26 protein-coding genes are annotated in these 24,806 nt (G+C 63.2%); 13 read left to right on the forward strand and 13 right to left on the reverse strand.

Going from position 1 to position 24,806, the window contains the following annotated elements; all coding sequences use genetic code 11:
• The first annotated feature begins 270 nt into the window (after window positions 1–270).
• Window positions 271–573, forward strand: a complete 303-nt coding sequence (locus tag C5L14_RS14445; protein WP_105862763.1) for a hypothetical protein — start codon at window positions 271–273, stop codon at window positions 571–573.
• A 204-nt stretch (window positions 574–777) separates the two neighbouring features.
• Here the strand turns inward: C5L14_RS14445 and C5L14_RS14450 are convergent, their stop codons facing one another.
• The 4 genes from C5L14_RS14450 to C5L14_RS14465 form a co-directional block, all read right to left on the reverse strand.
• Window positions 778–1,617, reverse strand: coding sequence for a transglutaminase family protein (locus C5L14_RS14450; RefSeq protein WP_105862764.1), 840 nt, complete (start codon window positions 1,615–1,617; stop codon window positions 778–780).
• A 7-nt stretch (window positions 1,618–1,624) separates the two neighbouring features.
• Window positions 1,625–2,566, reverse strand: a complete 942-nt coding sequence (locus tag C5L14_RS14455) for an alpha-E domain-containing protein (RefSeq protein WP_105862765.1) — start codon at window positions 2,564–2,566, stop codon at window positions 1,625–1,627.
• A gap of 59 nt (window positions 2,567–2,625) precedes the next feature.
• Window positions 2,626–4,041, reverse strand: a complete 1,416-nt coding sequence (locus C5L14_RS14460; RefSeq protein ID WP_105862766.1) for a circularly permuted type 2 ATP-grasp protein — start codon at window positions 4,039–4,041, stop codon at window positions 2,626–2,628.
• 226 nt (window positions 4,042–4,267) lie between these two features.
• On the reverse strand, window positions 4,268–5,182 hold the full coding sequence (locus C5L14_RS14465; protein ID WP_209430950.1) for a LysR family transcriptional regulator: 915 nt from the start codon (window positions 5,180–5,182) through the stop codon (window positions 4,268–4,270).
• 143 nt (window positions 5,183–5,325) lie between these two features.
• On the opposite strand from C5L14_RS14465, the gene C5L14_RS14470 reads away from it, so the two are divergent.
• A complete protein-coding gene (locus tag C5L14_RS14470; RefSeq protein WP_428832626.1) occupies window positions 5,326–6,327 on the forward strand; it encodes a zinc-dependent alcohol dehydrogenase family protein in 1,002 nt (333 codons plus the stop codon).
• Window positions 6,328–6,511: 184 nt separating this feature from the next.
• Here C5L14_RS14470 and C5L14_RS14475 read toward each other — a convergent pair whose 3' ends face one another.
• Window positions 6,512–7,111 carry an NUDIX domain-containing protein gene (locus C5L14_RS14475; protein ID WP_105862769.1) on the reverse strand — a complete coding sequence of 200 codons (600 nt, stop codon included), beginning with the start codon at window positions 7,109–7,111 and terminating at the stop codon, window positions 6,512–6,514.
• A 100-nt stretch (window positions 7,112–7,211) separates the two neighbouring features.
• On the opposite strand from C5L14_RS14475, the gene C5L14_RS14480 reads away from it, so the two are divergent.
• On the forward strand, window positions 7,212–7,967 hold the full coding sequence (locus C5L14_RS14480) for a DeoR/GlpR family DNA-binding transcription regulator (protein WP_105862770.1): 756 nt from the start codon (window positions 7,212–7,214) through the stop codon (window positions 7,965–7,967).
• Between the two features lie 160 nt (window positions 7,968–8,127).
• Here C5L14_RS14480 and radC read toward each other — a convergent pair whose 3' ends face one another.
• The 3 genes from radC to C5L14_RS14495 all read right to left on the reverse strand — a co-directional run bounded on the left by radC (window position 8,128) and on the right by C5L14_RS14495 (window position 10,534).
• Window positions 8,128–8,883, reverse strand: a complete 756-nt coding sequence (gene radC, locus C5L14_RS14485; protein WP_105862771.1) for a RadC family protein — start codon at window positions 8,881–8,883, stop codon at window positions 8,128–8,130.
• Window positions 8,884–9,714: a type I methionyl aminopeptidase gene (map, locus tag C5L14_RS14490; RefSeq protein ID WP_105862772.1), complete on the reverse strand. Its 831-nt coding sequence runs from the start codon at window positions 9,712–9,714 to the stop codon at window positions 8,884–8,886.
• A gap of 184 nt (window positions 9,715–9,898) precedes the next feature.
• Window positions 9,899–10,534 (reverse strand): TetR/AcrR family transcriptional regulator, encoded by a 636-nt coding sequence (locus tag C5L14_RS14495; protein ID WP_210203245.1) that lies wholly within the window; start codon window positions 10,532–10,534, stop codon window positions 9,899–9,901.
• Between the two features lie 102 nt (window positions 10,535–10,636).
• Here C5L14_RS14495 and C5L14_RS14500 point away from each other — a divergent pair, with 102 nt between their 5' ends.
• Window positions 10,637–11,485, forward strand: a complete 849-nt coding sequence (locus tag C5L14_RS14500) for an NAD(P)H-binding protein (RefSeq protein WP_105862774.1) — start codon at window positions 10,637–10,639, stop codon at window positions 11,483–11,485.
• Window positions 11,478–11,972, forward strand: a complete 495-nt coding sequence (locus C5L14_RS14505) for a DUF1772 domain-containing protein (RefSeq protein ID WP_105862775.1) — start codon at window positions 11,478–11,480, stop codon at window positions 11,970–11,972. Before C5L14_RS14500 ends, C5L14_RS14505 begins: the two co-directional genes overlap by 8 nt.
• A 45-nt stretch (window positions 11,973–12,017) precedes the next feature.
• On the opposite strand, the gene C5L14_RS14510 is transcribed toward C5L14_RS14505, so the two are convergent.
• Complete coding sequence (locus C5L14_RS14510; protein ID WP_105862776.1) at window positions 12,018–12,638, reverse strand: 2OG-Fe(II) oxygenase family protein; 621 nt, start codon at window positions 12,636–12,638, stop codon at window positions 12,018–12,020.
• Window positions 12,639–12,994: 356 nt separating this feature from the next.
• On the opposite strand from C5L14_RS14510, the gene C5L14_RS14515 reads away from it, so the two are divergent.
• The 3 genes from C5L14_RS14515 to gpt all read left to right on the forward strand — a co-directional run bounded on the left by C5L14_RS14515 (window position 12,995) and on the right by gpt (window position 15,675).
• Window positions 12,995–14,125 (forward strand): Mrp/NBP35 family ATP-binding protein, encoded by a 1,131-nt coding sequence (locus tag C5L14_RS14515; RefSeq protein WP_105863216.1) that lies wholly within the window; start codon window positions 12,995–12,997, stop codon window positions 14,123–14,125.
• A 53-nt stretch (window positions 14,126–14,178) separates the two neighbouring features.
• On the forward strand, window positions 14,179–14,949 hold the full coding sequence (locus C5L14_RS14520; RefSeq protein WP_105862777.1) for a competence/damage-inducible protein A: 771 nt from the start codon (window positions 14,179–14,181) through the stop codon (window positions 14,947–14,949).
• 225 nt (window positions 14,950–15,174) lie between these two features.
• The gene (gene gpt, locus C5L14_RS14525; RefSeq protein ID WP_105862778.1) at window positions 15,175–15,675 is read left to right on the forward strand and encodes a xanthine phosphoribosyltransferase; all 501 of its coding nucleotides are present in this window, start codon (window positions 15,175–15,177) and stop codon (window positions 15,673–15,675) included.
• Between the two features lie 111 nt (window positions 15,676–15,786).
• On the opposite strand, the gene C5L14_RS14530 is transcribed toward gpt, so the two are convergent.
• On the reverse strand, window positions 15,787–17,595 hold the full coding sequence (locus C5L14_RS14530; protein WP_181161174.1) for a glycosyltransferase: 1,809 nt from the start codon (window positions 17,593–17,595) through the stop codon (window positions 15,787–15,789).
• Window positions 17,596–17,830: 235 nt separating this feature from the next.
• Here C5L14_RS14530 and C5L14_RS14535 point away from each other — a divergent pair, with 235 nt between their 5' ends.
• Window positions 17,831–18,532 (forward strand): outer membrane protein, encoded by a 702-nt coding sequence (locus C5L14_RS14535; protein ID WP_181161175.1) that lies wholly within the window; start codon window positions 17,831–17,833, stop codon window positions 18,530–18,532.
• A 329-nt stretch (window positions 18,533–18,861) separates the two neighbouring features.
• Window positions 18,862–19,059, forward strand: a complete 198-nt coding sequence (locus C5L14_RS14540) for a hypothetical protein (RefSeq protein WP_105862780.1) — start codon at window positions 18,862–18,864, stop codon at window positions 19,057–19,059.
• 22 nt (window positions 19,060–19,081) lie between these two features.
• Here the strand turns inward: C5L14_RS14540 and C5L14_RS30370 are convergent, their stop codons facing one another.
• Both C5L14_RS30370 and pdxA read right to left on the reverse strand, forming a co-directional pair.
• The gene (locus C5L14_RS30370; protein ID WP_181161176.1) at window positions 19,082–20,089 is read right to left on the reverse strand and encodes a cupin domain-containing protein; all 1,008 of its coding nucleotides are present in this window, start codon (window positions 20,087–20,089) and stop codon (window positions 19,082–19,084) included.
• On the reverse strand, window positions 20,089–21,159 hold the full coding sequence (gene pdxA, locus C5L14_RS30375; RefSeq protein WP_281062573.1) for a 4-hydroxythreonine-4-phosphate dehydrogenase PdxA: 1,071 nt from the start codon (window positions 21,157–21,159) through the stop codon (window positions 20,089–20,091). The genes C5L14_RS30370 and pdxA overlap by 1 nt, the downstream gene beginning before the upstream one ends.
• Before the next feature lie 74 nt (window positions 21,160–21,233).
• On the opposite strand from pdxA, the gene C5L14_RS14550 reads away from it, so the two are divergent.
• On the forward strand, window positions 21,234–22,112 hold the full coding sequence (locus tag C5L14_RS14550; protein ID WP_105862781.1) for a LysR family transcriptional regulator: 879 nt from the start codon (window positions 21,234–21,236) through the stop codon (window positions 22,110–22,112).
• Window positions 22,113–22,136: 24 nt separating this feature from the next.
• Window positions 22,137–22,553, forward strand: a complete 417-nt coding sequence (locus C5L14_RS14555) for a hypothetical protein (RefSeq protein ID WP_146126912.1) — start codon at window positions 22,137–22,139, stop codon at window positions 22,551–22,553.
• Window positions 22,554–22,707: 154 nt separating this feature from the next.
• Here C5L14_RS14555 and C5L14_RS14560 read toward each other — a convergent pair whose 3' ends face one another.
• Window positions 22,708–23,634 (reverse strand): STM4504/CBY_0614 family protein, encoded by a 927-nt coding sequence (locus C5L14_RS14560; RefSeq protein ID WP_146126913.1) that lies wholly within the window; start codon window positions 23,632–23,634, stop codon window positions 22,708–22,710.
• Window positions 23,635–23,865: 231 nt separating this feature from the next.
• Between C5L14_RS14560 and C5L14_RS14565 the strand changes: the two genes are divergently transcribed.
• On the forward strand, window positions 23,866–24,285 hold the full coding sequence (locus tag C5L14_RS14565) for a thermonuclease family protein (protein WP_181161177.1): 420 nt from the start codon (window positions 23,866–23,868) through the stop codon (window positions 24,283–24,285).
• The last annotated feature ends 521 nt before the right edge of the window (window positions 24,286–24,806 follow it).

Raw genomic sequence — 24,806 nt, forward strand, 5'->3', positions numbered from 1 at the left:
GGCTCTGCCGGCATCCGGCCGTTGCGGAGCCGATACAGTATAATGCCTACCTCATCCGAATAGGGCATTGCTTCTTTTGTTGAAAGAATACACTGTTCGAGACCATCACGGTCGGAAATCAACCTTGCGTGAAAAAGCCTGCCCCCCTTCTTTTGGAGGAGTTTTTTACTAGACTCGGGGTGGGCAGTATCGGCAAGATCGATCCTGCTCAAGATGGTAGAACGAAACACCGGGTTCCGCAGCAAACCAACGAAATAGTTGGAGAGACATATGTTCGTGATCTGGCCTGTCATCGTTGCGATAGTGCTGGGCGCTCTGTGCGGGACTTTTGTTCCGGTACTGGCTTTCACGATCATTGCCCTGATCGCATCGATCGGCAGCGCCCTCATCATCTGGATGGCAGGCTTCGGCCTGGGAGCGGCCTTGATCGACATGGTGGCCATCGCCATCGCCCTGCAGGTGGGCTATGTGCTCGGAATTCTGATCTTGCTTGGGGTCAGCAAACTGGCCCCGAAATTGCGGCCGGCCATGGTGCGCCGCTACAAGCATGAGCACGATTCAAGCCGGCCTTGAGAGCCGTTCCCCGAGGTGTTTGCAGACTATCGAGCCGGAATTGTGCGCCGTCGTCATTGAAGAGCAGCGCCACGTTAGACATCCAAGTCTCGAAACGGCATTTTGGCGGGCGGGTCCCCGGCCCCTGGAAGACGCATGGCCTGCAGGCGGGGCTGGGAACGCCCCCAGCGCAGACCGCCTTGCAAAGACCTTGAAAGGGCTAGGTCAGCTCTGCGATTGACGCTGCGCCTGCGGATGCTCTCCCTTTTCGCCGATATCGATGGCGACCTCCAGGCTTTCGCCATCGCCGCCATAATGGGCGCCCCGCACCGGTGCGGCACTCAGGTAATCCAGGCCAGCGGCGACGCGGATGTGGTGGATGGTGGGACAGACCGACAGCGCCGGATCGAAGCCGACCCAGCCCAGACCCTCGACATAGGCCTCGGCCCAGGCATGGGTGGCGCTGCTTTGCTGCGCCGGCGGCTGCCAGAGCAATCCGCTGACGTAGCGGGCCGGGATGCCGAGCGAGCGGGCGCAGGCGATGAAGAGATGGCTGGCGTCCTGCGCGACGCCGGTGCCGGTCGCAAGGGCCTCGATCAGGCCGGCTGCCGGCTGCTTCGGATCCCGGCTGACCTCGACACGGTCATGGATCGCCTGCATCAGGGCATGACAGGCGGCGAGCCCGCCTCCTGCCGCAGCGGCACTCCGGCTGGCAAAGTCCTGGATCGAGGCATCGGCCTGGGTGAGGCCGGTATCGCGCAGATAGAGGGAGACGGGGAAACGCTCCACCACGCCGTGCAGCACGCCGGCATTGTCATGGGTCTCCACCTCGCCTTCCACGCGCACCCGCAGACTTTCGATGCTGCCGATGGCCGTAAAGGCGTGGCTGATATTGCCGAAGGCGTCCTCGGACTGGCTTAGCCTGACGTCCTGGTCCACATCGATGCGCCAGCGCACCACGTGCTGGCCATCATGCGAGCGCGGGGTCAGCCGCAGGGTCTGGATCACGGATTTGGCCGGCCGCTCGTAGCGATAGACGGTTTCGTGGGCGACGCAGATGCGCATGGGTTCGTCAGATCAGATATTGCTCGGCGATCGCCGCGCTCAGATTGTTGTTGTCGGTGATGAAATCGGTGATGAAATCATGCAGACCGGATTGGAAGACCTCGTCGATGCTCAGATTCTGCAGGCGCGACTGAGTCACGCGCGCCAGCCGCTGGGCCGGGCCCTGCCGGCCATAGACCTGCGCGAGCTGATCGAGATTCCCGTTCAAGTTCTCATAGCATGAAGCAAGGGAACGCGGCATCTGTGTGTTCAAGGTCAGCAGATCGGCGACAAGCCATGGCTTGAGGCTTTCCTTGTAGACCCAGTGATAGGCGGTCAGCGCGGAGACGGCGCGCAGGATGGCCGTCCACTGGAAATAGTCGAGACTGCCCCCGACGCTTTCCGAGGGCGGCAGCAGCACGTGGTATTTGACGTCGAGGATACGGGCCGTGTTGTCGGCGCGTTCGAGGAACAGGCCGAGCCGCGCAAAGGCATAGGCGTCGTTGCGCAGCATGGTGCGGTAGGCCGAACCGTCGAACATCAGGGAGACGCCCTTGACCCAGTCGAGGAAGCGGGAGACTTCCTCGCGGCTCATCCGGGCCGGATCATAGCGCTGGAGCTGGAGCCAGGCGTCATTGATGGTCGACCACATCTCCGCCGTGAGGGCGGTGCGCACGCCGCGGGCATTGGTACGCGCCATTTCGAAGCAATTGCGGATCGAGGAAGGGTTCTCGGCGGAAAAGGCCAGGAACTCGGTGACCGTGCGCTCGTTGGCCTCCTCATAGGCGGCAAAGAAGGCTGGACCGCATCCCGCCGTCTCCACGGCGCTCTCCCATTCCGTGGTCAGGCCGCCATAGGAGGCCGGCAGGGATGACAGACGGTAGGCGGCGTCGAGGATGCGGGCGAGATATTCGGCCCGTTCGACATAGCGGGCCAGCCAGAACAGGTTATCGGCGGTACGCGACAGCATGCGTCAATGTCCGGACGAGAGGAAGCAGGAGAGCGGCTGCGGAGCGTTCATGGCTGATGTCATCGGTCCAGAACCCAGGTATCCTTGGTGCCGCCCCCCTGGCTCGAATTCACCACCAGCGAACCTTGCTTCAGTGCCACGCGGGTCAGGCCGCCCGGCACGATGCGGACCTTGTCCGAACCGGTGAGGACGAAGGGCCTGAGGTCGACATGGCGAGGGGCGATGCCTTCCTCGACGTAACAGGGGCAGGTCGAGAGCGCCAAGGTCGGCTGGGCGATATAGCCGAAGGGATGCGCCTTCAGCTTGGCCCTGAAGTCGGCGATTTCGGCCTTGCTGGCATGCGGCCCGATCAGCATACCGTAGCCGCCCGATCCCGAAACCTCCTTGACCACCAGGCTTTCGAGATTGTCGAGCACATAGGCCAGAGCTTCGGGCTCGCGGCAGCGATGGGTTGGTACGTTCTGCAGGATCGGCTCCTCGCCGAGGAAGAAGCGCACGATGTCGGGCATGTAGGAATAGACGGCCTTGTCGTCCGCGACGCCGGTGCCGACGGCATTGGTGAGCGTGACATTGCCGGCACGGTAGGCAGTCATCAGGCCAGGAACGCCGAGGGCCGAATCCGGGCGGAAGGCGAGGGGATCGAGGAAATCGTCATCGATGCGCCGATAGATCACGTCGACGCGGCGAGGCCCTTCGGTGGTGCGCATATAGACGATCTCGTCCCGCACGAAGAGATCGCGGCCCTCCACGATCTCGATGCCGAGGCGATCCGCCAGGAAGGAGTGTTCGTAATAGGCCGAATTGTACATGCCCGGCGTCAACAGCACCACGACCGGATCGCGCGAGGCCGAGCGCGGGGCGATCGAGCGCAGGGTAGCGAGCAGTTCGTCCGTATAGTTCTCGACCGGTGCGATGCGGTGGCGCGCCACCACCTCCGGGAAAAGGCGCATGGTGACTTCGCGGTTCTCCAGCATGTAGGAGACGCCGGAAGGCGTGCGGGCATTGTCCTCGAGCACGTAGAAGGTATCGGCGTCGACCCGGACGATGTCGATGCCGGCTATATGGACATAGACGTCATGGGGCACGCTCTGGCCCGCCATTTCGGGGCGGAAGGCCGGATTGTTGAAGATCAGATCTTCCGGCACCACGCCGGCGCGCACCACTTCGCGTTTGCCATAGACATCCTTGATATACATGTTCAGCGCCCGCACGCGCTGTTCGAGGCCGCTTTTGAGCGTGTTCCATTCCTGGGCCGCCAGGATGCGCGGGATGATGTCGAAGGGGATCAGGCGCTCGGCGCCATCCTTGTCGCCGTAGACGGCAAAGGTGATGCCGATGCGCCGGAACAGCAACTCGGCCTCGTTTCGTCGGTGGGTCAACAATTCCTTGGGGGCCGTGGAGAGCCATTGCGCGAGATCGGCGTAGGCGGAACGAATGGTGCCGTCGCTCAGGGTCATCTCGTCGAACGCCGCCATACATTCCCTCCAGATGTGCAATCTGGCGTTACATTGAGCGAGATCGGGCAAAGCAGCAAGCGGTCTGCGCATAAGGATTGGTGAGATCATGAGCAGAATTGCGGATTTGCCTGCCGGGGAGGCAACTTGCCTTCCCCACGGGCATGGTTTGCCTGAAATGGCGGCTTGCGCTCTGACGTCGGCACTTCGTCGATGGGAGCGAAGCGATAGAGGAGCAAGCCCGTCTTCAGAGGCCGACTTCGTTGCTCATCAAGCGGGAAAGGTTGGTGGCGAGCAGGTCGATGGCGGCGCGTACGCGCAGCGGCTGCACGGGAGCGCGCGGCCAAAGGGCATGCACGTCGAAGACCAGGCCCGGATGTTCGGTCAGCACCCGGATCAACTCGCCTCTGCGCACGCGCTCGGCCACCAGCCAGCAGGGCATCCAGGCAAGGCCTGCTCCGGCCACCGCCGCATCGGCGACGGCATCGAGGGAATCGAAGATGAAGCGGCTCGGGGGCATGATCTCGATGGCCGGCCCGCTTTGTACCGGAAACAGCCATGACCGGGGGTGGCCGGAGCGGCCATAGAGAATGGCCTGATGGTCGGCGAGGGCGGCCAGGGTGAGCGGCGCGCCATGCTCGCGCAGATAGGCAGGAGCGGCGCACACCGTCATGCGCTGGAGGGCAACACGGCGCGTGATCAGGTTCATGTCGGATTCGAGGGTGCCGTTGCGAATGGCGAGGTCGTAGCCTTCTTCGATCAGGTCGACGCGCCTGTCGTTGAAGTTGAGCTCGAGTTCGAGAGCCGGATGCTGGGCCGCAAGCCTGAGTAGAAGCGGCGCGACACAGACGCGCCCGAACAGGGCGGGCATGGTGACGCGCAGCCGGCCGCTGACATCGCGCCGGCCGCTGTCGAGCAGAGCCTCGCCCTCGCGGATCTCGGCCAGTGCCCGCAGGCAGCGCTCATAGAAGACCTGGCCGTCCTCGGTCAGCGCCTGGCTGCGCGTGGTGCGATGGAACAGCCGGGCGCCCAGGCGCTCTTCAAGCCGGGCGATCGACTTGCCGACCGCCGAGCGCGACAGGTTGAGCCGCTGGGCGGCGGCGGCAAAGCCGCCAGCCTCTACCGCTTCGACGAAAACCGAGACACCGTTAAGACGATCCACCATTGCAAGGATGATATTGTAGAGGATTGGGAACCAAAGATCGGAATTTATGTCGCCACTGGTGCCAGAAATTCAACAGTACAGTGCCGCTCCCACTGATCCGAATGGAGACGACAATGACGGAGCGGATGAAACGATGGTCCATGAACGCAATCGGGCGCGATCGGCTCGTGCTCGACTATGCGCCGAAGCCCCAGCCGCAAGCAGGCGAGATCCTGGTCAAGGTGACCGCCGTTTCCCTGAATTATCGCGACAAGCTGGTGATCGAGACCGGCTTCGGCCAGCCCCTGACCTTCCCCTTCACCCCGGCATCGGACATGGCGGGTGTCGTCGAGGCGCTCGGAGAAGGCAGCACGCGCTTCAAGCCGGGTGACCGCGTGATCTCCACCTTCGTTCCCGGCTGGATCGACGGACTGAACCACGGTACGGCCCGCGTGCCGCCCTACCGCACTCTGGGCGGCATGCGGCCCGGTGTACTTGCCGACTATGTCGCTTTTCCCGAAGACTGGTTCACCCTCGCGCCGGCCACGCTCGACGATGCCGCCGCGAGCACTCTGCCGGTGGCGGGGCTGACGGCCTGGTTCGCCCTGGTGGAGCGCGGCACGCCGCTGGCCGGCAAGACCGTGCTGGTGCAGGGCACGGGCGGCGTCTCGCTGTTCGGGCTGCAGATCGCCAAGGCGGCCGGGGCAAGAGTGATCGTCACGTCCGGCAGCGCTGACAAGCTGGCGCGAGCGCGGGAACTCGGCGCTGATCACGGCATCAATCGCAGCCGGGAGGATTGGGTGGAGGCCACCCATCGCCTGACCGGCGACCGTGGCGCCGATCATATCCTCGAAATCGCCGGAGGCGCCAATCTGGGGCAGTCGGTCCAGGCTGCGGCGATGGGCGGGCGTATTTCCGTTATCGGCGTGCTGGAAGGTGTCGAGGTTTCCGCGCCGGTGGTCCCCCTGATGCTCAAGGGCTTGACGGTCCAGGGTATCGGCGTCGGCCACCGCCGGGCGCAGGAGGATCTCGTGCGGGCCGTCGATGCGCTCGGCCTTCGGCCCGTCATCGACAAGCGCTACGGCTTCGACGAACTGCCGGCCGCGCTCGACCATCTCGATCGCGGCGCCTTCGGCAAGATCGTGATCGAGACGGCGCGGTAGTGGAGGGGGCCTTCGCGTGGCTCTATAGCTGCTTTTCATGTTGGAAAGCAGGCTATTGGGAATGTCAGCCTCCGGCTGACATTCTGCCCGCCCGACGACGCTTCGTTTTCCAGAATGTCAGCCGGAGGCTGACACTCCAAATCCGCCCAAATGAAAATCGCAATAGTAGTATTCGGGCGTGGCGTCATGCCGTTCCTCCCGCTTTGCCGAAGAGATGCAAGGCGGCATGGTAGAGCAGCATGATGGTCTTGCCGTCGCGGATCTCGCCGCGCGCGATCATCATCAGCGCCTCGTCGATGTCGAGTTCGAGCAGATCGATGTCCTCGCCTTCCTCTACGTGGCCTCCGCCTGGGCCGACCCGGTCGCCGGGGCTGTAAGGCGCGACGAAGAAATAGAGCTTCTCGGTCACCGAGCCCGGGCTCATATAGGCTTCCATCACGCGCCGCACCTCGCGGATCCTGAAGCCGGTTTCCTCTTCGGTCTCGGCGCGGATGCGCTCTTCCGGGCTTGCCTTGTCGAGCAGGCCGGCCGGGGTTTCGATCAGCAGATCGTCGCAGCCATTGACGAAGGCCGGATAGCGGAACTGGCGCGTCAGGATCACGGTGCGCCGGCTGGGATCGTAAAGCAGGATTGTGGCGCCGTTGCCGCGGTCATAGGTCTCCCGGCTCTGCCTTTGCCAGCTTCCGTTGCCGCGGCGATAGAGAAACGTCGTCTTCTTCAGCACATACCAGTCATCGGAGAGGAGTTGGACCTCCTCCACACGAACCCGATCCGCCACGCTCATGGAAACCTCTCTGCACGAAATTTCGCGAATTATCTTGAAGGGCGCCTAAAATTCGTGCAAGTTCGTGTATAGTCAAGAAAATTCGTGAGGCGACAGCAGCATGCTCACCAGCGAGCGCAAGGCCTATATTCTCAAGGTTCTCGGCCGGGATGGGCGCGTCGTCGCCAAGGCCATCAGCCGGGAGCTTGACCTGTCGGAGGACACCATCCGCCGGGACCTGCGCGAATTGGCGGGCGAGGGGCTGCTGCAGCGCGTCCATGGCGGCGCCCTGCCGCATTCGCCGGCGATGGGCGATCTCGTCCAGCGCCGCGAGGTTTCGGCTTCCGGCAAGGTCGCCATCGGCCGGGCGGCTGCTCGCCTGGTGAGTCCGGGACAGGTGGTGATGCTCGACGGTGGCACCACGGCGGTGCAACTCGCGCGTCATCTCGCTCCCGGTCTCAAGGCCATGGTGGTGACCCATAGTCCGAATGTTGCGGTCGAGCTCGCCGGTCATGCCGGCATCGAGGTGGAACTGATCGGCGGCCGGCTGTTCCGCCATTCCATGGTTGCGGTGGGGGCAACCGCTGCCGAAGCGATCGCGCGTATCCGGGCCGACGTCTATTTCATGGGAGTGACGGGCATCCATGCCGAGATCGGCTTGACCACGGGCGACAGCGAGGAAGCGGCCATCAAGCGGGCGCTACGCCGTCAGGCTGCGGAAACCGTGGTGCTGGCCTCCCGGGAGAAACTCGGCGCTGCCTCGCCTTTTCATGTCGCGGACGCCGGAGAGGTCGACACGATGCTGGTGGAGGCCGATACCCCCGACCAGGCTGTCGAGCCTTTCCGCGCTCTGGGTGTCACCGTCATCCGGGCATGATGCCCCCAGCCGACCACCGATTTGGCTCAGAGCCGGCGGCCGATCCGGACGAGCAAAACGCGTTCGAATGTGAACGCTTATCTACTCTAACTCTTTGCTTCGATGCGTCTTTGCGATTCTTGGTGGCTCCGTCAAATCGCAAACATCCATAAGGGCCTGTTCAAAACAGGCGCTGCGCCTTCAGGCTGACATGGCCGTCGCGGCCGATGATGATGTGGTCATGCACCACGATGCCGAGCGGCCCGGCGACATCGGCGATGGTGCGCGTCATCGATACGTCCGCCGAAGAGGGCGAGGGATCGCCGGAGGGATGGTTGTGCACGAGGATCAGGGCTGTGGCCGAGAGTTCCAGCGCCCGCTTCACCACCTCGCGCGGGTATACGGGCGTATGGTTGACTGTGCCTCTCTGCTGAACCTCGTCGGCGATCAGGCCGTTCTTGGTGTCGAGGAAGAGGATGCGGAAGATTTCGCGCTCGGCGAAGGCCATGGTGCTGCGGCAATAGTCGATGAGGGCCGCCGAGGTCGACAGCACCGGTCGCTTGGCGATGCCGCCTTTGGCGAGGCGGTGGCCGGCCGCCTCGACGATCTTGAGGTCGCCGGCCACGCCGTCGCTGACGCCGTCGATCTCCCTGAGCCGGGCGATCGGAGCACCCAGGACCTCGGCCAGCGAGCCGAAACGGGCGATCAGCGCCTTGGCGAGCGGCTTGACGTCCCGGCGCGGGATGGAGCGGAACAGGATCAGTTCGAGGAGTTCGTAGTCGGGCAGGCGGCCCTCGGCCTCAGCGAAACGCTGGCGCAGCCTCTCGCGATGGCCGTGATAATGCGGCTCCGCCGTTTCGGCGGCTGGCGGGAACAGGGGCGCTTCGCCCAGGCCGGGAAGGGGGGCGTCCGGCAATGGCGAGCGCCCCTTCTTCATTCAGGCAGCCTTGGCGTAGGGGGGCTGGTTCAACGCGGCGGGGGAGAGGGTGAAGATCTCGACGCCCGTCTCGGTGACGCCGACGCTGTGCTCGAACTGGGCCGAGAGCGAACGGTCACGCGTGACGGCGGTCCAGCCGTCATTCAGCACCTTCACGTCCGGGCGGCCGAGATTGATCATCGGCTCCACCGTGAAGAACATGCCGGGCTTGAGCACCACGCCTTCGCCGCGCCGGCCGTAATGCAGAATGTTAGGCTCGTCGTGGAACAGGCGGCCTAGGCCGTGCCCGCAGAAATCGCGCACCACCGAGCAGCGCTCGGCCTCGGCATAGCTCTGGATGGCATAGCCGATGTCGCCGGTGGTCGCGCCGGGCTTGATGACGTTGATGCCGCGCATCATCGCCTCATAGGTGACTTCCATCAGCCGCTCGGCGCGGCGGGGGATGTCGCCGGCTGCATACATGCGGCTGGAATCGCCGTGCCAGCCATCGAGCACCACGGTGTAGTCGATGTTGAGGATGACGCCATCCTGCAGCGGCTTGTCGTCGGGAATGCCGTGGCAGACCACATGGTTGAGCGAAATGCAGCTCGACTTGCGATAGCCGCGATAGAACAGGGTGGCCGGATAGGCCTTGTTGTCCATCGCGAATTCGAACAGCATCCGGTCGAGCTGGTTGGTGGTGACGCCAGGCTTGACCGCGTCCACCATCAGATCGAGGCCCTGGGCCGCAAGCCTGCCCGCCGCGCGCATGCCGGCAAAGGCCTCCGGGCCATGGATCTTGATCTGGCCGTTCTTGCGCTGGGGAGACAGTTCTGCGTCGATGAAGCTCATGAAACTACCTGATTAGACATGTCGGATTCTTATGCCATCTGGGGATGCGGGCAGGAAAGAGAATTCTGAATATCGCATGGCTGCCTTGTGATCACCCGGGGATCGCAGGCTTCCAGCCTGCATCGTGCTTTCCTCTACCCGCAATGCTTCCGGATGCAGGCGAGGACGCCTGCGATCCCGGAAGTTACACCTGCCCCGGTGTCAGGATTTCTCGCAAGGTCATGCGCCTGAACGCGGCAACGATGGCCGCGCCTTCCTTTTCGTCCACCGAAACCGCCAGGCGCATGGTCGCCTCGCCGAGCTGCCAGATCGTGAAGGCGGTAGCGGCATAGGCCGAAGCATCCGCCGCCCCATGGGCCCGCGCCATGGCGTCGGCCAGCATGCCGCCGCAAATCCGGCTTTCGGCAAGTTCCAGGGCCGCGAGTTGCTTGTCGGCCTGCGTGCCTGACCAGACGTCGCGCATCACCGGTTCGGCCCGGTAGAGCTGGTAATAATCATCGATCAGCAAGCCATAGGCCGCTTCCAGTGCCGCGACCGAACTTACGGGCGTGAGCGCAGCCTCGACGCAATTGCGGCATTCGGCGCCGTAGCGCTCCGCCAGGCTGCGGATGATCGCGCTCTTGTCCGGAAAATATTGGTAGAGCGAGCCGATGGAAATGCCGGCCTGTTCGGCGACCTCGCCCATTTTCAGCTGATCGCTGCCGCGCGCGCCGATCAATTCCGTAGCGACCGCCAGGATCCTGTCCAGACGCTCGCGGCTGCGCTGCTGCACGGGCGCACGCCGGGGCAGGACTTCGGCGCGCGCTTTTTCGAGTGGCATCGTCGTCGATGTTTTTGCAGCCATCCCTTGACAACCTAAATATGAGGATTTATCACATTTTTAAATATGAGGGTTTCTCATATTTATCAGCGGGAGGCCGGAATGGCAAATGATCAATGGTCGACGGGCACGGTCCTGGTCTTGGGCGCTACGGGCAAGACGGGTCGTCGTGTTGTCGAGGGCTTGGAGAGGGCAGGGCGCAAGGTTCGTCTCGGCTCGCGCGGCGCCGAGCCGGCCTTCGATTGGGAGAAGCCGGAAGGCTGGGCTGCGGTGCTGGAGGGTATCGCGGCCATCTATGTCGCCTATCAGCCTGATCTGTCTGTGCCTGGAGCGGTCGAGGCCGTCGGCGCCTTCTTTCACCAGGCGAAACAGGCCGGCGTGACCAAGATCGTGCTGTTGTCCGGGCGTGGTGAGCCGGAGGCCGAGGAAGCCGAACAGGTGCTGCAGGCCACCGAGCTCGACTGGACGATCCTGCGCTGCAGCTGGTTCTTCCAGAATTTCAGCGAAAGCTTCTTCCTGGATCCCATCCTGGCCGGCGAAATCGTCTTGCCCGACACCCTGGCGCCCGAACCCTTCGTGGATGCGGATGACATCGCCGAGATCGCCGTCGCCGCCTTTGCCGATCCCCGGCATTCGCATCAGCTCTACGATATCACCGGGTCGCAGGCTCTCACCTTTGCCGAGGCGGTGGCCGCGATCGCCAGTGCGATCGGGCGCCCGATCGCCTACAAATCCGTGTCGCTGGAAGCCTATCGGACCGACCTGAACGAGCAGGGCGTGCCGGCGGAGGTGGTGGAACTCGTCATCTATCTGTTCGCCACCGTGCTCGACGGCCGCAACGAGCCGGTCGCCGACGGCGTCGAGCGCGCCCTGGGCCGCTCGCCGCGCCGCTTTGCCGATTATGTCGCCCGCACCGCGGCCACCGGCATCTGGGGAGGAAACCATGCTTGAGCGCGGCCTCTATGTCGCCACCTTCCTGGCGGCCATCGGCAGCGGTCTGGTGGCAGGCATCTTCTTCGCCTTCTCCAATTTCGTGATGCCGGCGCTGGGGCGGGTCGCCCCGACCAGCGGCATCGCCGCGATGCAGGCGATCAATGTCACCGTGATCAATCCCGGCTTCATGCTGGCCTTCATGGGCACGGCGGTGCTTTGCCTTGCTCTCGCCCTGGGCTCGTGGCTCTGGCTGGGGGAGTGGAGCGGCAAGCTGCTGCTGCTCGCCAGCCTGGTTTATCTCATTGCTTGCATCGGCGTGACCATGGGCCTGAACGTGCCGCTCAACGACGCCCTGGCCGTGCTCCAGCCCGAGACGGCGCAGGCCGGCCAGCTCTGGCTGCGCTATCTGGTGGACTGGACGTTCTGGAACCACGTCAGGACAGCAGCTTCGGCCTTGGCCTTGGTCCTCTTCACACTGGTCCTGATCGGCCGCAGCGCTGGCTGACACCTGGCATGTCCCCGGGCATATGCGGCCCGGGGCGGGACGCTCTCAGCGCCCGAAGATGCCCTTGAAGAACTGGGCCACGCCGTTGCGCTTCTTCTTGCGCTCGAGTTCGCCGGCATCCCTCAGCCAGGTGATCTGGACGACCCGGCGCTCGCCTGCGAAGGGCTTGTGGCCGTGCCATGAATTGGCGGCCCGGCGAAAGCCGAAGCAGGAGCCCATGATGGGCGAGATTTCCGCCGTCATGTCGTCGAAGTCGTCGGGGCCGTTCAGCACGCGCAGGCACCCCCCGTCTTCATCCCAATCGTCGTTCAGGTAGACGAGGAAGGTGGCGAGCTTGCTTTCGCTGTCGGTGTGAATGCGCCCGTCCTTGAGCTGCGAGAGCCGGCGGATCGTCGTCAGCCGGGGCAAGGGGTCGAGGTCGAGGCCGAGCTTGTCGGACAGGGACTTGGCCATGGCGCTGCTTTCGAGGTCCTCGACCAGGTCCCGGAAGCTGCCTCGCAGCGCCATGTCGTCGACGGTCAGGAAGCCGGGTTTGTCGATGGCTGGAAAGTCCTGCCGCAGCGACGAGATCTTGTCCTTTTGAAGAAAACCCTCGCCGATGATGTGGCGGTAGGGCTTGTCGTGGATTTCAGCATTGCGGATGACATCGAGGTCGATGACATGCATCGCCGGTCACTCCTGGAATGCATGCGCCGGCTGGCAAAGCCTGCACGGTGCTGCCCGAGCGTCCCCCGACCCTGAATGGATATGACGGGCTCGAATGTCTCGCTGCTGCGTGTCGTGGTCAAGGTGCTTTTGGTTTATAGGCGGTCCTGGCAAGCTCCGCTGCCCGCCCTCTCGCGATCCGGCTCGAACGGAGCCTTGCTGCAATCTGCCCGATAGGAGAATCGCGCCAGCGCGCCATATTATTGCGGGACCTGGCGGTGGTTGTGCTTGAATGCCCCCGCCGCACTTCCCAATATTGAGGGAAACTTTCGGGGCCGCCTCGCCGGCACCTTCCCTTGCTTCGTGAGGATCATTCCTTGTCCCTGACGCCAGCCGATGTCATTCGCGCCCTCGAACTCGTCAAATTGCCGGCAAGCGGCCAATCGCTGCCTGCGACCGGCCGGCTGACCGAAATCCGCATCGACGGTTCGAAGGTGATGTTCGCCATCGCCATCGATCCCACAGAGGCGCGGGCGATGGAGCCCGTGCGTGCCGCGGCCGAGAGCGCCGTGCGTGGTCTTCCCGGCGTCACCAACGTCCTGGTGGGGCTGACGGCCGAGCGGCCGGCCGGTGCAGCGCGCCAGGAGCCGCCTGGCCCGCGGGCGCAGGCCGCCGCCCACAATACACCGCAGCAGCGGCCGCCCGCTTTGCCCAGCGTGAAGCGCGTCATCGCCGTCGCCTCCGGCAAGGGCGGGGTCGGCAAGTCGACGACCGCCTGCAATCTCGCCATTGCCCTCGCGGCGCAGGGGCTGAGCGTCGGGCTGCTCGATGCCGATATATTTGGACCTTCCGTTCCAAAACTTCTCGGCCTGACGGACAGGCCCGAGCAGGATGACAACAAGAAGATTATCCCGCTCGAAGCCTATGGCGTGAAGACGATGTCGATCGGCTTCCTGGTCGACCAGGAGACCGCGATGATCTGGCGCGGCGCGATGGTGCAGTCGGCGCTCACCACGCTGCTGCGCGACGTCGTCTGGGGCAAACTCGACGTCATGGTGGTCGACATGCCGCCGGGCACGGGCGATGCGCAGCTCACCATGGCGCAGAACACGCCTTTGGCCGGCGCGGTGATCGTCTCAACGCCGCAGGATCTCGCCCTGATCGACGCGCGCCGCGGCGTCGGCATGTTCCAGAAGGTGAATGTGCCGATCCTCGGCATCATCGAGAACATGTCCACCTTCTCCTGCCCCAATTGCGGCCATGTCAGCCATCTCTTCGGCCATGGCGGAGCGCGGCGCGAGGCGGAGAAACTCGGCGTGCCGTTCCTCGGTGAACTGCCCCTGTCCATGGAAGTGCGCGAACGCTCGGATGCCGGCAGGCCGGTGGCCGCTACCCTGCCGGACAGTGCCGAGGCCGGCATCTATCGCCGGATTGCGGCGCAGGTTTGGGCAGGTCTGTCGGGGGAGGGTGTTGATCAACGCCAGCCGCCGCGTATTGTCATCGAGTGACGGCCGGCCGCTGCCCGCCGGAACCCGACAGCGACATCATCCGGAAATGCCTTATGGAAACGCCCTCTGTAAATCCCGAGCAAGCCGCTCCGGTCTCCGTGACGGCAGCCATTCTCGTCGTCGGCGACGAGATCCTGTCGGGCCGCACCAAGGACAAGAATATCGGCTACATCACCGAATTCCTCACCGGGGCGGGGATCGACGTGAAGGAGGTTCGCGTCGTTCCCGACGAGGAGGAGCGTATTGTCGAAGCCGTCAACGCGTTGCGCACACGCTATGACTATGTGCTGTCGACGGGCGGCATCGGACCGACCCATGACGACATCACGGCCGATTCCGTCGCCAAGGCCTTCGGCGTCGGCATCGAGATCGACCAGCGTGCCGTCGAGGCGATGACCAGGCATTATGGCGGCGCCGCCAACCTGACGCCGGCCCGCCTGCGCATGGCCCGCATTCCCGATGGGGCCGAACTCGTCGACAATCCCGTCTCCGCAGCGCCGGGCTTCATGCTGGACAACGTCATCGTGATGGCGGGTGTGCCCAACATCATGCAGCGCATGCTCGACAACGCGATCTTGAAGATGCGGGCAGGCGCGGTGACCTTGTCCGATAGCGTTTCGCCGGGCCCCGGGATCGGCGAGGGCGCCGTCGCCGAGCCGCTCGCGGCGATCGCGCAGGCTCATCCCGAGGTCTCGATCGGTTCGTATCCGTCCTTCGGGCCGGCCGGCTTCCAGACCCAGCTGGTGATCCGGGGCAAGGATGCCGCCAAGGTCGCCGCCGCCAAGGCCGATATCGAGGCGATGGTCGCCACCATCAAACGCTGATCGCCGAGTTTTTCCGGGATCGACTCGTAATATGGCGTGGAATGTTGAAGACTTGACTTGATCCGTTCGATTTCGCCGCTATGAAGAGCGACCCGCGCAAGCAGGTGATGGCCGATCGGATCATGACCCGATCGGCCATCACCTGCAGGACTTTTAACATTTGCAGAATTTACCAGCTCCATCCACCCATGGATGAAGCTGGCAAATTCTGCAGGGGACCGGATCATGAACTCGCCGAAGCCCGACAAGGCCTTCCCCGTATCCTGGGATCAGTTCCACCGTGATGCGCGCGCGCTTGCCTGGCGCTTGTCCGGCAGCGGTCCCTTCAATGCCATCGTCTGCATCACGCGTGGCGGCCTGGTTCCCGCGGCGATCATCTCGCGCGAGCTCGGCATCCGCCTGATCGAGACGGTCTGCATCGCCTCCTACCATGACTACAAGACCCAGAGCGGTCTTCAGGTGCTCAAGGACGTCGACGAGAAGCTGGCCGCCAATGGCGGGGAAGGCATTCTGGTGGTCGACGATCTCGTCGATACCGGCTCGACCGCCAAGGTGGTGCGTGACCGCCTGCCCAAGGCGCATTTCGCCACCGTCTACGCCAAGCCGCTCGGCCGGCCGCTGGTCGACACCTTCATCACCGAGGTGAGCCAGGATACCTGGATCTACTTCCCCTGGGACATGGGCCTCGCCTTCCAGCCGCCGATCGCCCAGAGCACCGAGGGCTGATATCGGAGCCCGCTCAAAGCGGCACCAATTCTTGCGGGGATCGCAGGCATCCTTGCCTGCTTGACGGCGATCTGCCTTCAAAAGGATGCACGCGCCCCCCGACGATCGTCTTCAGCCCCGTTGCGTGATGCGCAATCGCTCCAGTTCCTCCCAGCAGTTCCGGATGATCGGCTCCGCGCTCGGGCCGACATGCTCGCGGAAATGGGCCAGCATTTTGGCCATCGGCAGGCCGAGCTCGTCGAAGCCGATCATGTAGTTGCGGATGCGGTCGTGCCAGCTGATCGTATAGGGCGCGCCCATCGGGCGGTCGAAGCGATGGACCCAGCGCAGGAAGGGCAGGCATAGGGTACGCCCGCCGGCCTGGCGGAATTTCTCGTGAATGTAGCCTTCCTCGCCGCCGAAGCCGCGGAAGAGCTTATTGTAGCCGGGCCAGGCCGCGCGGCGGCAGGCGTAGAGGCCGAGTCCCTGCATCGGGATGTCGAAAGGCGGCGCCTCCGGATCCCTGCCGGCGGCGTCGAGTGCCCAGGTGCCATACATGCCGCCGGCCCACTCCGCCTTCCAATGGGTGGAAAGGCTCGTGAGGTCGTCGCTGACGAGTGGTCCCTGCAGCAGGTCGTTGCTGCCGGGATGCTGCTCGAAATAGCCGAGGAGTCTCGCCAGCGCTCCCGGCACCAGCAGAACGTGGCAATCGAGGCACACGACATGCTCGCCGGCGGCTTCCTGCATCACGAAATCACGCACGGCGGTGCCGATGCTCTCCGCCACCGGAATGTAGCGAAACCCGCCAGAGCCCTTGGCAAGGCGGCGAAGGGCATCGCCGCATATTCCGTTCGGATTGTTGTCGACCACCAGCAATTCGATGTCGTCGGCAACCTCGGGATGATAGAGGCGCAAGGCCTGGAGTGTGAAATAGACCCCGTCATAGTCGTCGAATGTCGCCATGCCGACGCTCAGGCGTTTGCGTGGCCCGGCGAGGGCGGGCTTTGGGAAGGCCCAGTCGCCGGCCGGCCGTGCCGTAACGGCCGCCGCGGCCTCGAGTCTCTGACGCACTTCGATCTTGTGCTGATGGGCCGCGTTCGCCACCGGCAGGCCGGCGTCGAGCGTACGGCGCAGAAAGCTGTCGAGCCAGTCGCCGGGCTGGCCGAAGCGCACTCTGACGACCGGGACCTGCCGGGCGAAGTCGCTCAGCTTGGCCTCGATCGCAGCCGATATCCGCTGGTCCGGATGCTGGGCGAGTTCGAGAAAGAAGCGGCATCTGTCCGACGAGACCGTGTGCAGGTCGGGTTCGGCACCCTCATGGCGCTGCGGGACCAGTACGAGGGCGCAGGGCCGTTCGGCCGCATGCCCCTCCGCCAGCGCTTCCGGCTTGATCACGGCACCTGCCTGGGTGAGGGAGGCATAGGCATCGATGAAGGTCGGCGAGGACAGGATGCGGGCCGACACCGGTGCATGCGGCGCAAGGGCAAGCGCGCCCGGCCTGACGGATGTCTCCGCATCCCCGAGGCAGACGAGATCGTCGGCCAGAAACTCGAAGCCCTTTTCGACCAGCCAGGCGGCCAGGCTGGTCTTGCCGCAGCCGGGAGGACCGGCAATCAGCACCACCCTGCCTTGGTGGGACACCGCTGCGGCGCGCAGAACCGGGCGGATGGAAGCCGTCGCCACCACGCGGCCGATCTCATCGAGCAGGGGATGCAGCGCCTCCGGCCAGGACAGATCTTTCCATACCAGGGTGCCGTCGCGATGGAGTTCGAGGCGGCCCGAGGCTCGTCGGCAGAGGCGCAAGGTCGCGGGCCGAGACTCCCGCTGGCTGCCATTGGCGACATGCCAGAAATAGGGCCAGATCTCTTCGTCCAGATCGTCGGGATAGATCAGCGCGAGGTCGATGCCGCAAAGCGTGATCGAGATAGTGCTTTCGCTCATCCCTTCTCCTGCTCCCTGTTCATGCATGGCAGTGACATCCCGGCGAGGACAGCCCGCATGGCTGGATGCAGAGCACGAGCAGGCGAGACCTTGCAAGGCCCCGGCCAAATCGGCCGCCAAGGCAGTCGCCTGCGACGGTGGCATGCAGCCCGATATATTCTGCCTGTTGCCGATATGTCCCCGACTTTTACTTTCCCTAAAAGTATACTTACGTCGTGTTTATGAGGGGGATTCGATGCGTACCATCTGCTTCGCCATAGCCGGTCTTTCCGCCTTGCTGTGCTCGACTTCGGTCTTTGCCGCCGACCTGGCCGCGCAGGCCGTCGAACCGGTTCCGCCGGTGATGACACCTTACAATTGGAGTGGCCCCTATGTCGGCTTGCATGCCGGTTATGGCTGGGGCCGCGAGAATGACGACCAGAGCAGGCTGTTTCCGCCCATAAGCACCACGCCTACGCCGGCGGCCGACAAGTTCGATCTCAGCGGCTTCATCGGCGGCGCTCATGCTGGTTACAACTACCAGATCAACGATTTCGTCATCGGCGTCGAAGGCGACATCGACTACTCCAATCTGAACGGCAGCGCCCATGCCATTTACAACGGCAACATTGCGCGCACGCTCAAGCTGAAGACCGAGTGGCAGGGCTCCGCCCGCGCTCGCCTCGGCTATGCCTTCGACAACATCCTGATCTACGCCACCGGCGGTCTTGCGCTGGCCAATGCCAAGCTCTCCACCGCCGGCGCGGGCTCAAGCAATACCCATGTTGGCTGGACCGTGGGCCTTGGTGCCGAATATGCCTTCACCCAGAACTGGATCGGCCGGCTGGAAGTGCGTTACAGCGACTTCAACAAGAAGAGCTATGCCACGCCGGATGGCCGCGTGAAGGCCGACTGGAACCAGACGACCGTCACGGCGGGCATCAGCTACAAGTTCTGATCAACCTTGCGGCAATGGCGTGAGAAGCCCGGACCAGCCGCAATGCAGTTCACTTAAGCGTTTCGGGGTGCTCGACCTTTGTCATTGCCGGGCTTGACCCGGCAATCCAGCTCCCCGAGGGTTCATCCGTGCGGCTTCTGGGTAGCCGGGTCAAGCCCGGCTATGACAAATTCGGAGCGGTTCCTGCTTAAGTGAACCGTATTAGGACCAGCCGGGCTTTTCATTTGGCGCGACGAGTTTTCAAATAAGAACAATTCAAGAACAAATTGCTGGCCAACGCCTGGCTTCCCAGCTACTTTCCCCTCGGATTCGAGGGATGGGAGGCAGGGATGTCGATAGATCCGAAAGCGCTCTTTGCGGACGAGGTCGTGCCGGCGACGGAGGAGGAAGCGGCCGCCCTCGATGGCATCATCCGCGATTGTGATGGCGATCCCTACAAGGCGGCGCTGACACTGTATCGCCTGTTCACCCTGCAGTCCGCGATCATGGAGGCGAGGGGGCAGCCGGCGGAGGGGAAGGCAGACTGAGGGCTGGGAACGGGCGCGGCGTTCACGCGTGGCTGCGCGGCGGCTCGATCAGCACGATCTGGCATTCGGCGGTCAGTGCTTCCGGGCAATGCTCGACCCCGTGCGGCACGATGATGAAATCGCCTTCCTCGACGACTTCGTCGCGGTCGCGGAAGCGCATGAGCAGCCGGCCCTTATGCACCAGGAGGAAGGCGTCCTGCCTGGCATTGAAATGCCAGCCGGATTCGGCCTCGACCCTGGCGAGCTTGATCTCGATGTCGTTGATACGCCCGGCAATCCGCGGCGAGGCGGTTTCGGCAACGGCGCCGAAGGCCGAGGACAGGCTCTGCTTGTGATAGGGGGACAGGTGGTTGTTGGTCTGCGCCACGTCCCGCATGATGGCGGCGAGCTGGCCCGCCACATCCTTGCCTGCGGCCGGATAGCGCCCGTCCAGCACGGCGGTGCCGATGGTGAAGCCCATGCCGCCCGCCTCCTTCACCGCTGCGATCTGCCCGGGCGTCTCGATCGATCCGGCCATGTAGACAGGCTTGGACACCGCGGCGCAAACGGCCTTCATCAGCACCGGCACGTCTTCCTTCGAGCGATAGGCAAGCAGATCCAGGCCATGTACACCTTCATGCGCCGCGAGTTCGCGGGCGCTGGCGACGATCTCCTCGATGCTGCCTTCGAGCACGCTGGGGTGGCCGCTGATACGGCCGGGGAAGGGGCAGTAGCGGATGGGCGTGCCCCTGACGATCGCCGACACCTCCTCGACATGCGTGCCGCCGAGTAGGATATCGACACCGATCTCGACGGCGGCTCGGGCGGAGGCCAGTTCGCTGTCGCGATCGAGCGAGACGACTTCGAGATAGGAGGTCGCGCCGCCCGCCCGGATCGCCCGGCCGAGATCCTTGAGCCGCTCGATTGGCAGGCCGATGTCCTTGAAGCCGATATGGCGGATCCCGAGTTTCAGTGCCGTTTGAAGATGCGTATCCGCATCCTGGACCGTCCGGTCGTTGCGGGTGAGCATGAAGATGAAGCGAAGACCCATCAGGAAACCCTCTCTCGTTCAGTATCGGCTTTGGCCGCGACGAGGCGCCGGGCATAGGCGATGGCGGTCATGAGGCTTGCAGGATCCGCGATGCCCTGTCCGGCAATATCGAACGCCGTGCCATGATCGGGGCTGGTGCGGATGAAAGGCAAGCCCAGTGTGATGTTCACGCCGCGATCCAGCCCGAGATATTTGATCGGAATGAGGCCTTGGTCGTGATATTGGGCGACCACCACGTCGAACCGTCCGCGCCGGGCCTGCAGGAACACGGTGTCGCCGGGCCAGGGGCCGCTGGCGTCGATGCCCTCGCGGCGTGCCGCTGCGATGGCCGGCGCGATGATCTCGATCTCCTCGCTGCCGAACAAGCCGCCTTCGCCGGCATGCGGGTTGAGGCCGGCGACCGCGATGCGCGGCGCCGAAATGCCGAGCGCCCGCCCGCCTTCATGAGCAAAGCGGATCGCCGCCATCTGGGCCTCGAAATCGGCCTGTTCGATCGCAAGCCGCAGGGCGGTGTGAATGGTGACGAGAACTGTCCGGATTTCGTCATTGCCCAGCATCATCGCCACCCGCGAGCCCCCGCCATGGGCGGCGAGGATCTCGGTGTGGCCCGGATAGGACAGGCCGGCGGCCGCCAGTGCCTCCTTGTTGATCGGGGCGGTGACGATGCCTGCCACCGTACCCGCCTTGGCCGCGCCGATGGCCGCCAGTAGCGCGTCATAGGCTGCCTTGCCGCAAGCTGGGTCGATCCGGCCGGGCGGCGGTGCCTCGCGGAGGTCGCAGGCATCGACGACCTCGATGACTGCAGGGTTGAACCGGGCTGTTTCAGGGCCGGCAATGGCGCGAACCTGCAGTGTGAGGCCAAGACGGGCCACGATGTCGGTCATCACACCCACGCTGCCATAGACGACGCAGGGGCCGCAGCCCATGGCAAGGGCCTTGGCAATGATCTCGGGCCCGATGCCGGCGGCATCGCCCATGGTGATGGCAAGCGGCCGGGAGGCCGCTGAATAGCTGACAACTGGCTGCTGCCTGCCCGGCAGCTCGCTGTCTTCGAAGGGAATGGTTTGCATGGCTCGATTATCGCGGAAACCGAGCCCGGAAAAAGCGATAGTTTCTGGCCAAAACCGGTGATATCAGATCACCAATGGATCGCTCCGAGATTCCTTCGCTGGACGATTTGCGCGCCTTCGAGGCTGCGGCGCGGCTGGGCTCGGTGCGCCTGGCCGCCGACAGGCTGGCGCTGACGCATGGCGCGGTCAGCCGGCGCATCGCCAAGCTCTCGCAGGATCTGGGTTTCCGGCTGTTCGAGAAGAGCGGGCGCGGCCTCAAGCTGACGGCGCATGGCGAGACCCTGTTCCTGACGGTGAATCGCTGCTTCGGCGAATTGCGCACCACCGTGCAGGGCCTGCGTGCTGTGGCGACACGGGATGATGCCCTGGTGCTGTCCTGCGAACCCTCGGTGGCGATGCGCTGGCTGATCCCGCGCCTGGGCGGCTTTCAGGAGGCCCATCCCGCGGTCGCCCTGCATCTTTCGGTCGGCGGCGGTGCGGTCGATTTCGCGCGCGAGCGGATCGACCTTGCCATCCGCCGGCTCGATTTCGCCATGCCCGAAAGCTGGCAGGTCAGGCGCCTGTTCGTCGAAAAGGTCGGGCCAGTGATGGTGCCCGACCGCCTGGTCGATTTCGAGGAGGGGGCCTATATCGGCCTCGGCACCCGGACACGCCCCGACGCCTGGTCGACATGGCTGGCGCGCCACCCCCTCCGGCCGCGCCCGAGGGAAATCCGCTTCTACGACCACCATTTCCTGATGATGGAAGCGGCCTCGGCGGGGCTCGGCGTGGCGCTCGGCCCACTGGTACTGGCAACCGACGACATCAAACGAGCCCGCCTCATCGCGCCCGCCGGCTTCTGGGCCGACGGCACGCATTACGGCCTGATCTGGCCGGGCGAGCGAGAACTGGGCGCGAAAGGCGAGCAGCTGATGGGCTGGCTGGTGAAGGAATGCGCGTCCTCGTTTGGATAGTGTTTCTCTAGATAGAGTGCTGGAATGAGTTCGATGCGGGTGCACTGTTGGGACGCACGCTATCTAAAGGGCCGCCAGCTGTCCCGTTTGCCAGTCGATGAGGTTTCTGTCGTTATCGGTGGTATGAAAATAGCCACGGTCTTGACCACCTTCAGTGTTGTTCTTGGGGTTTCCTCGTTCGTCGACCCTGCGAACTGTCAGGAGAGAGATCTCCGTGGAACCACAACTCCGTCAGTTGACGGCGGAACCTACTTCGTCCTCGCCGATACGAGCGGCTGTAAAAGTGTTTTTGTCGATGGGAAGAAATGGTCCTATGCGATCGGAATGCCTGGCCCGATCGGAGATGGCAAGCATTCGATTGCTTGCGGCGACCCGGATTTGGCAATTGAGTTTGAGGTACAGTTAGGCAAGACGTACGCGTTTGACTATTGGGGGCCATAATAACTGGTGAGCCAACGCCTGTCGCGTTCATGGCTGGTGCGGACGGCGGGACTGCGCCTGAGAAACTGGATGGCATTGATTCTAAAGGGAAATTTCAGGCAGTCAATTCTGAATGTATGCCAGTGGTGTTGTACAGCTTTCTCAAGTGGCCAATTTACGGACGTGCTTTATCGGATTCCACCAAATAGAGAATTACTGCTGCTGTTTGGTTTAGCTGCAGGGTCGCCAGCTCGCGGGGTACAACTCTTGGCGTTACGCCGGCGCCATGGCCGCCCATTTTGTTTCGAACAGTTGGCGTAGAGCTATCGATCAAGCCCTTTAGATGGTTAAGCTGCGTGGTGGAAAAGGCAGCGATTAATCCGCCATCGACGGCGGCTTGAATTAATTTGCTCGCGGGGTCGGTATCTTTAATCGGCCATTTGCGCTTGTGGGCAAGCACTTTCAGGACGCTTTCGAGTGCCTTCCCACATTCAACCAAGCACGTTTCAAAGTCGCCATTTCGATAGGCCTGATGGGCCGTGTGAAATTCCTTATCGGCAGCCACGAAGCGCTTCTCAGATAACAGGGCAAACGCAGGTAGTACGATCTCTTTATGAGTGTGAAGCGAGTCTAGGCGAACTATTTGGCCAGATACGTATTGATACCCGAGACCGGCCTCAATCAACCGTGCGTTGAGTTCCTCAATGACGTCTTCGGGGCGAGTTTTTATGTAGTTCTGATACGCGTACCAGTTAGGTTTAGCTATATTCTCAAGAGCCCTTAGGCTTATTTCGATTGCATCCAGCCATTCTTCAATGTTGTTTACCTTATCAAGCCAATCTAGGAACTCGTGAGCTTTTTGATTGTGACCGGGAGATAATTTATATACGCCAATTTCGCGGCGTAAAATATCTACGATGGCATCGTATAGTTTGTCACAGGGCGTCTCGTTGTAAAGGTTTCCATACTGCCCAATTCCGTCTTCTAACAATTGAACAACCTGAATCTGAAGTTTGCGCGGAATCACCTCGTACTGATAAACATCAGTGCCTTTTGAAGTGGATTGCCTCTTACGGCGGCTGAATATAGGCAGCAGACTCACGAGACCCTCATCCAAGCAAACACCCAGGCGAGTATATCACCACTAAATAGCTGAAGGCTCAAACTGACCAAGTTGTCCACACGCGAATAAATGGGTGAAGACCAGGGTGCGATGTTTGAAGAATGCCGTGCATAAACAGTTGAGAGTCTCCGTGGGGTAGTCTACATGTCACGAGTTGGTCGCTATTCCATATGCACACAAGTAGTGGCTGTCTTCCTGGCGACTTCTGCCATGGCCGCCACCTACCAACCAATAGACGGCTCCCGCATCATCGTCCTTGATGGTGACACAGTGGCACTCCCTTGTGTCTTCCCACGGCCCGGCTGCTCGGAACGCATCAGGCTCCTCGACATCGATGCGCCCGAAATCTTCCACCCGGATTGCGAGGAGGGACTGAAGTGGGGTCTCAAGGCCAAGGCCCGGTTGGCCCAACTCCTCAGGGGCAAGACGGTCTATATTGAGCGGGACCCCAAGCCCCGAAAGGACCCCTATGGGCGCACACTGGCATCTCTCAGGATCGGCAGCCCGAGCGGACCTAATGCCGGCATGCAGTTGCTCAGGGAGGACTTGGCGGTTCCTTATAAGACCGGCGCGGTGGCTCATGAGGAGAAGCGGCTCTATTGGTGCGGGCCGGATGCCGTGAGGAAATAGGGGGCTCTCACTGAGGGGCGCTCATATGAGTCCCCACTGCGCGGAGGCGGCCTGTCTCTTCCCCCCGTGCCACCCCTCATGATTTCACGCTGGGCTCACATCTCGCAGCCTAGTGGATGACCAGGGAAGACTGAGCCTGAGGAGGGCGTGAGAGTGGTGAGCAGAGTGTCCTATTTAGTCGCGTTGGGGGCTCTCCTCGCTGCCCCCTCGCTTGCCTTCGGGGATGACGACCACTTGCCCAAGAGGGTGGGAGAGTGCGTCATGACCCGCATCTCAGAACTCGGCTCCCGTCTTCAGGGAGTCTCCGACAGTGGCAACTCGGTGTCATACGAGAACGGAGGCTATGGGGTCTCCTACAGCACCGTGAAGGAACTTCAGAGGTCCCGCGTGGGCGACAGGGTGAAGCTATGCCTCGTGTCTATCCCGGAGGACTGCCCACCGGGAGACGACAGAGGCAAAGAGTACAAGGCGACCAACCTGCGGACTAAGGGGACCTGGACGCTGCCCGATGCCTCCCATAT

This window comes from Labrys okinawensis, from assembly GCF_002982075.1.
Classification (GTDB): Bacteria; Pseudomonadota; Alphaproteobacteria; order Rhizobiales; family Labraceae; genus Labrys; species Labrys okinawensis_A.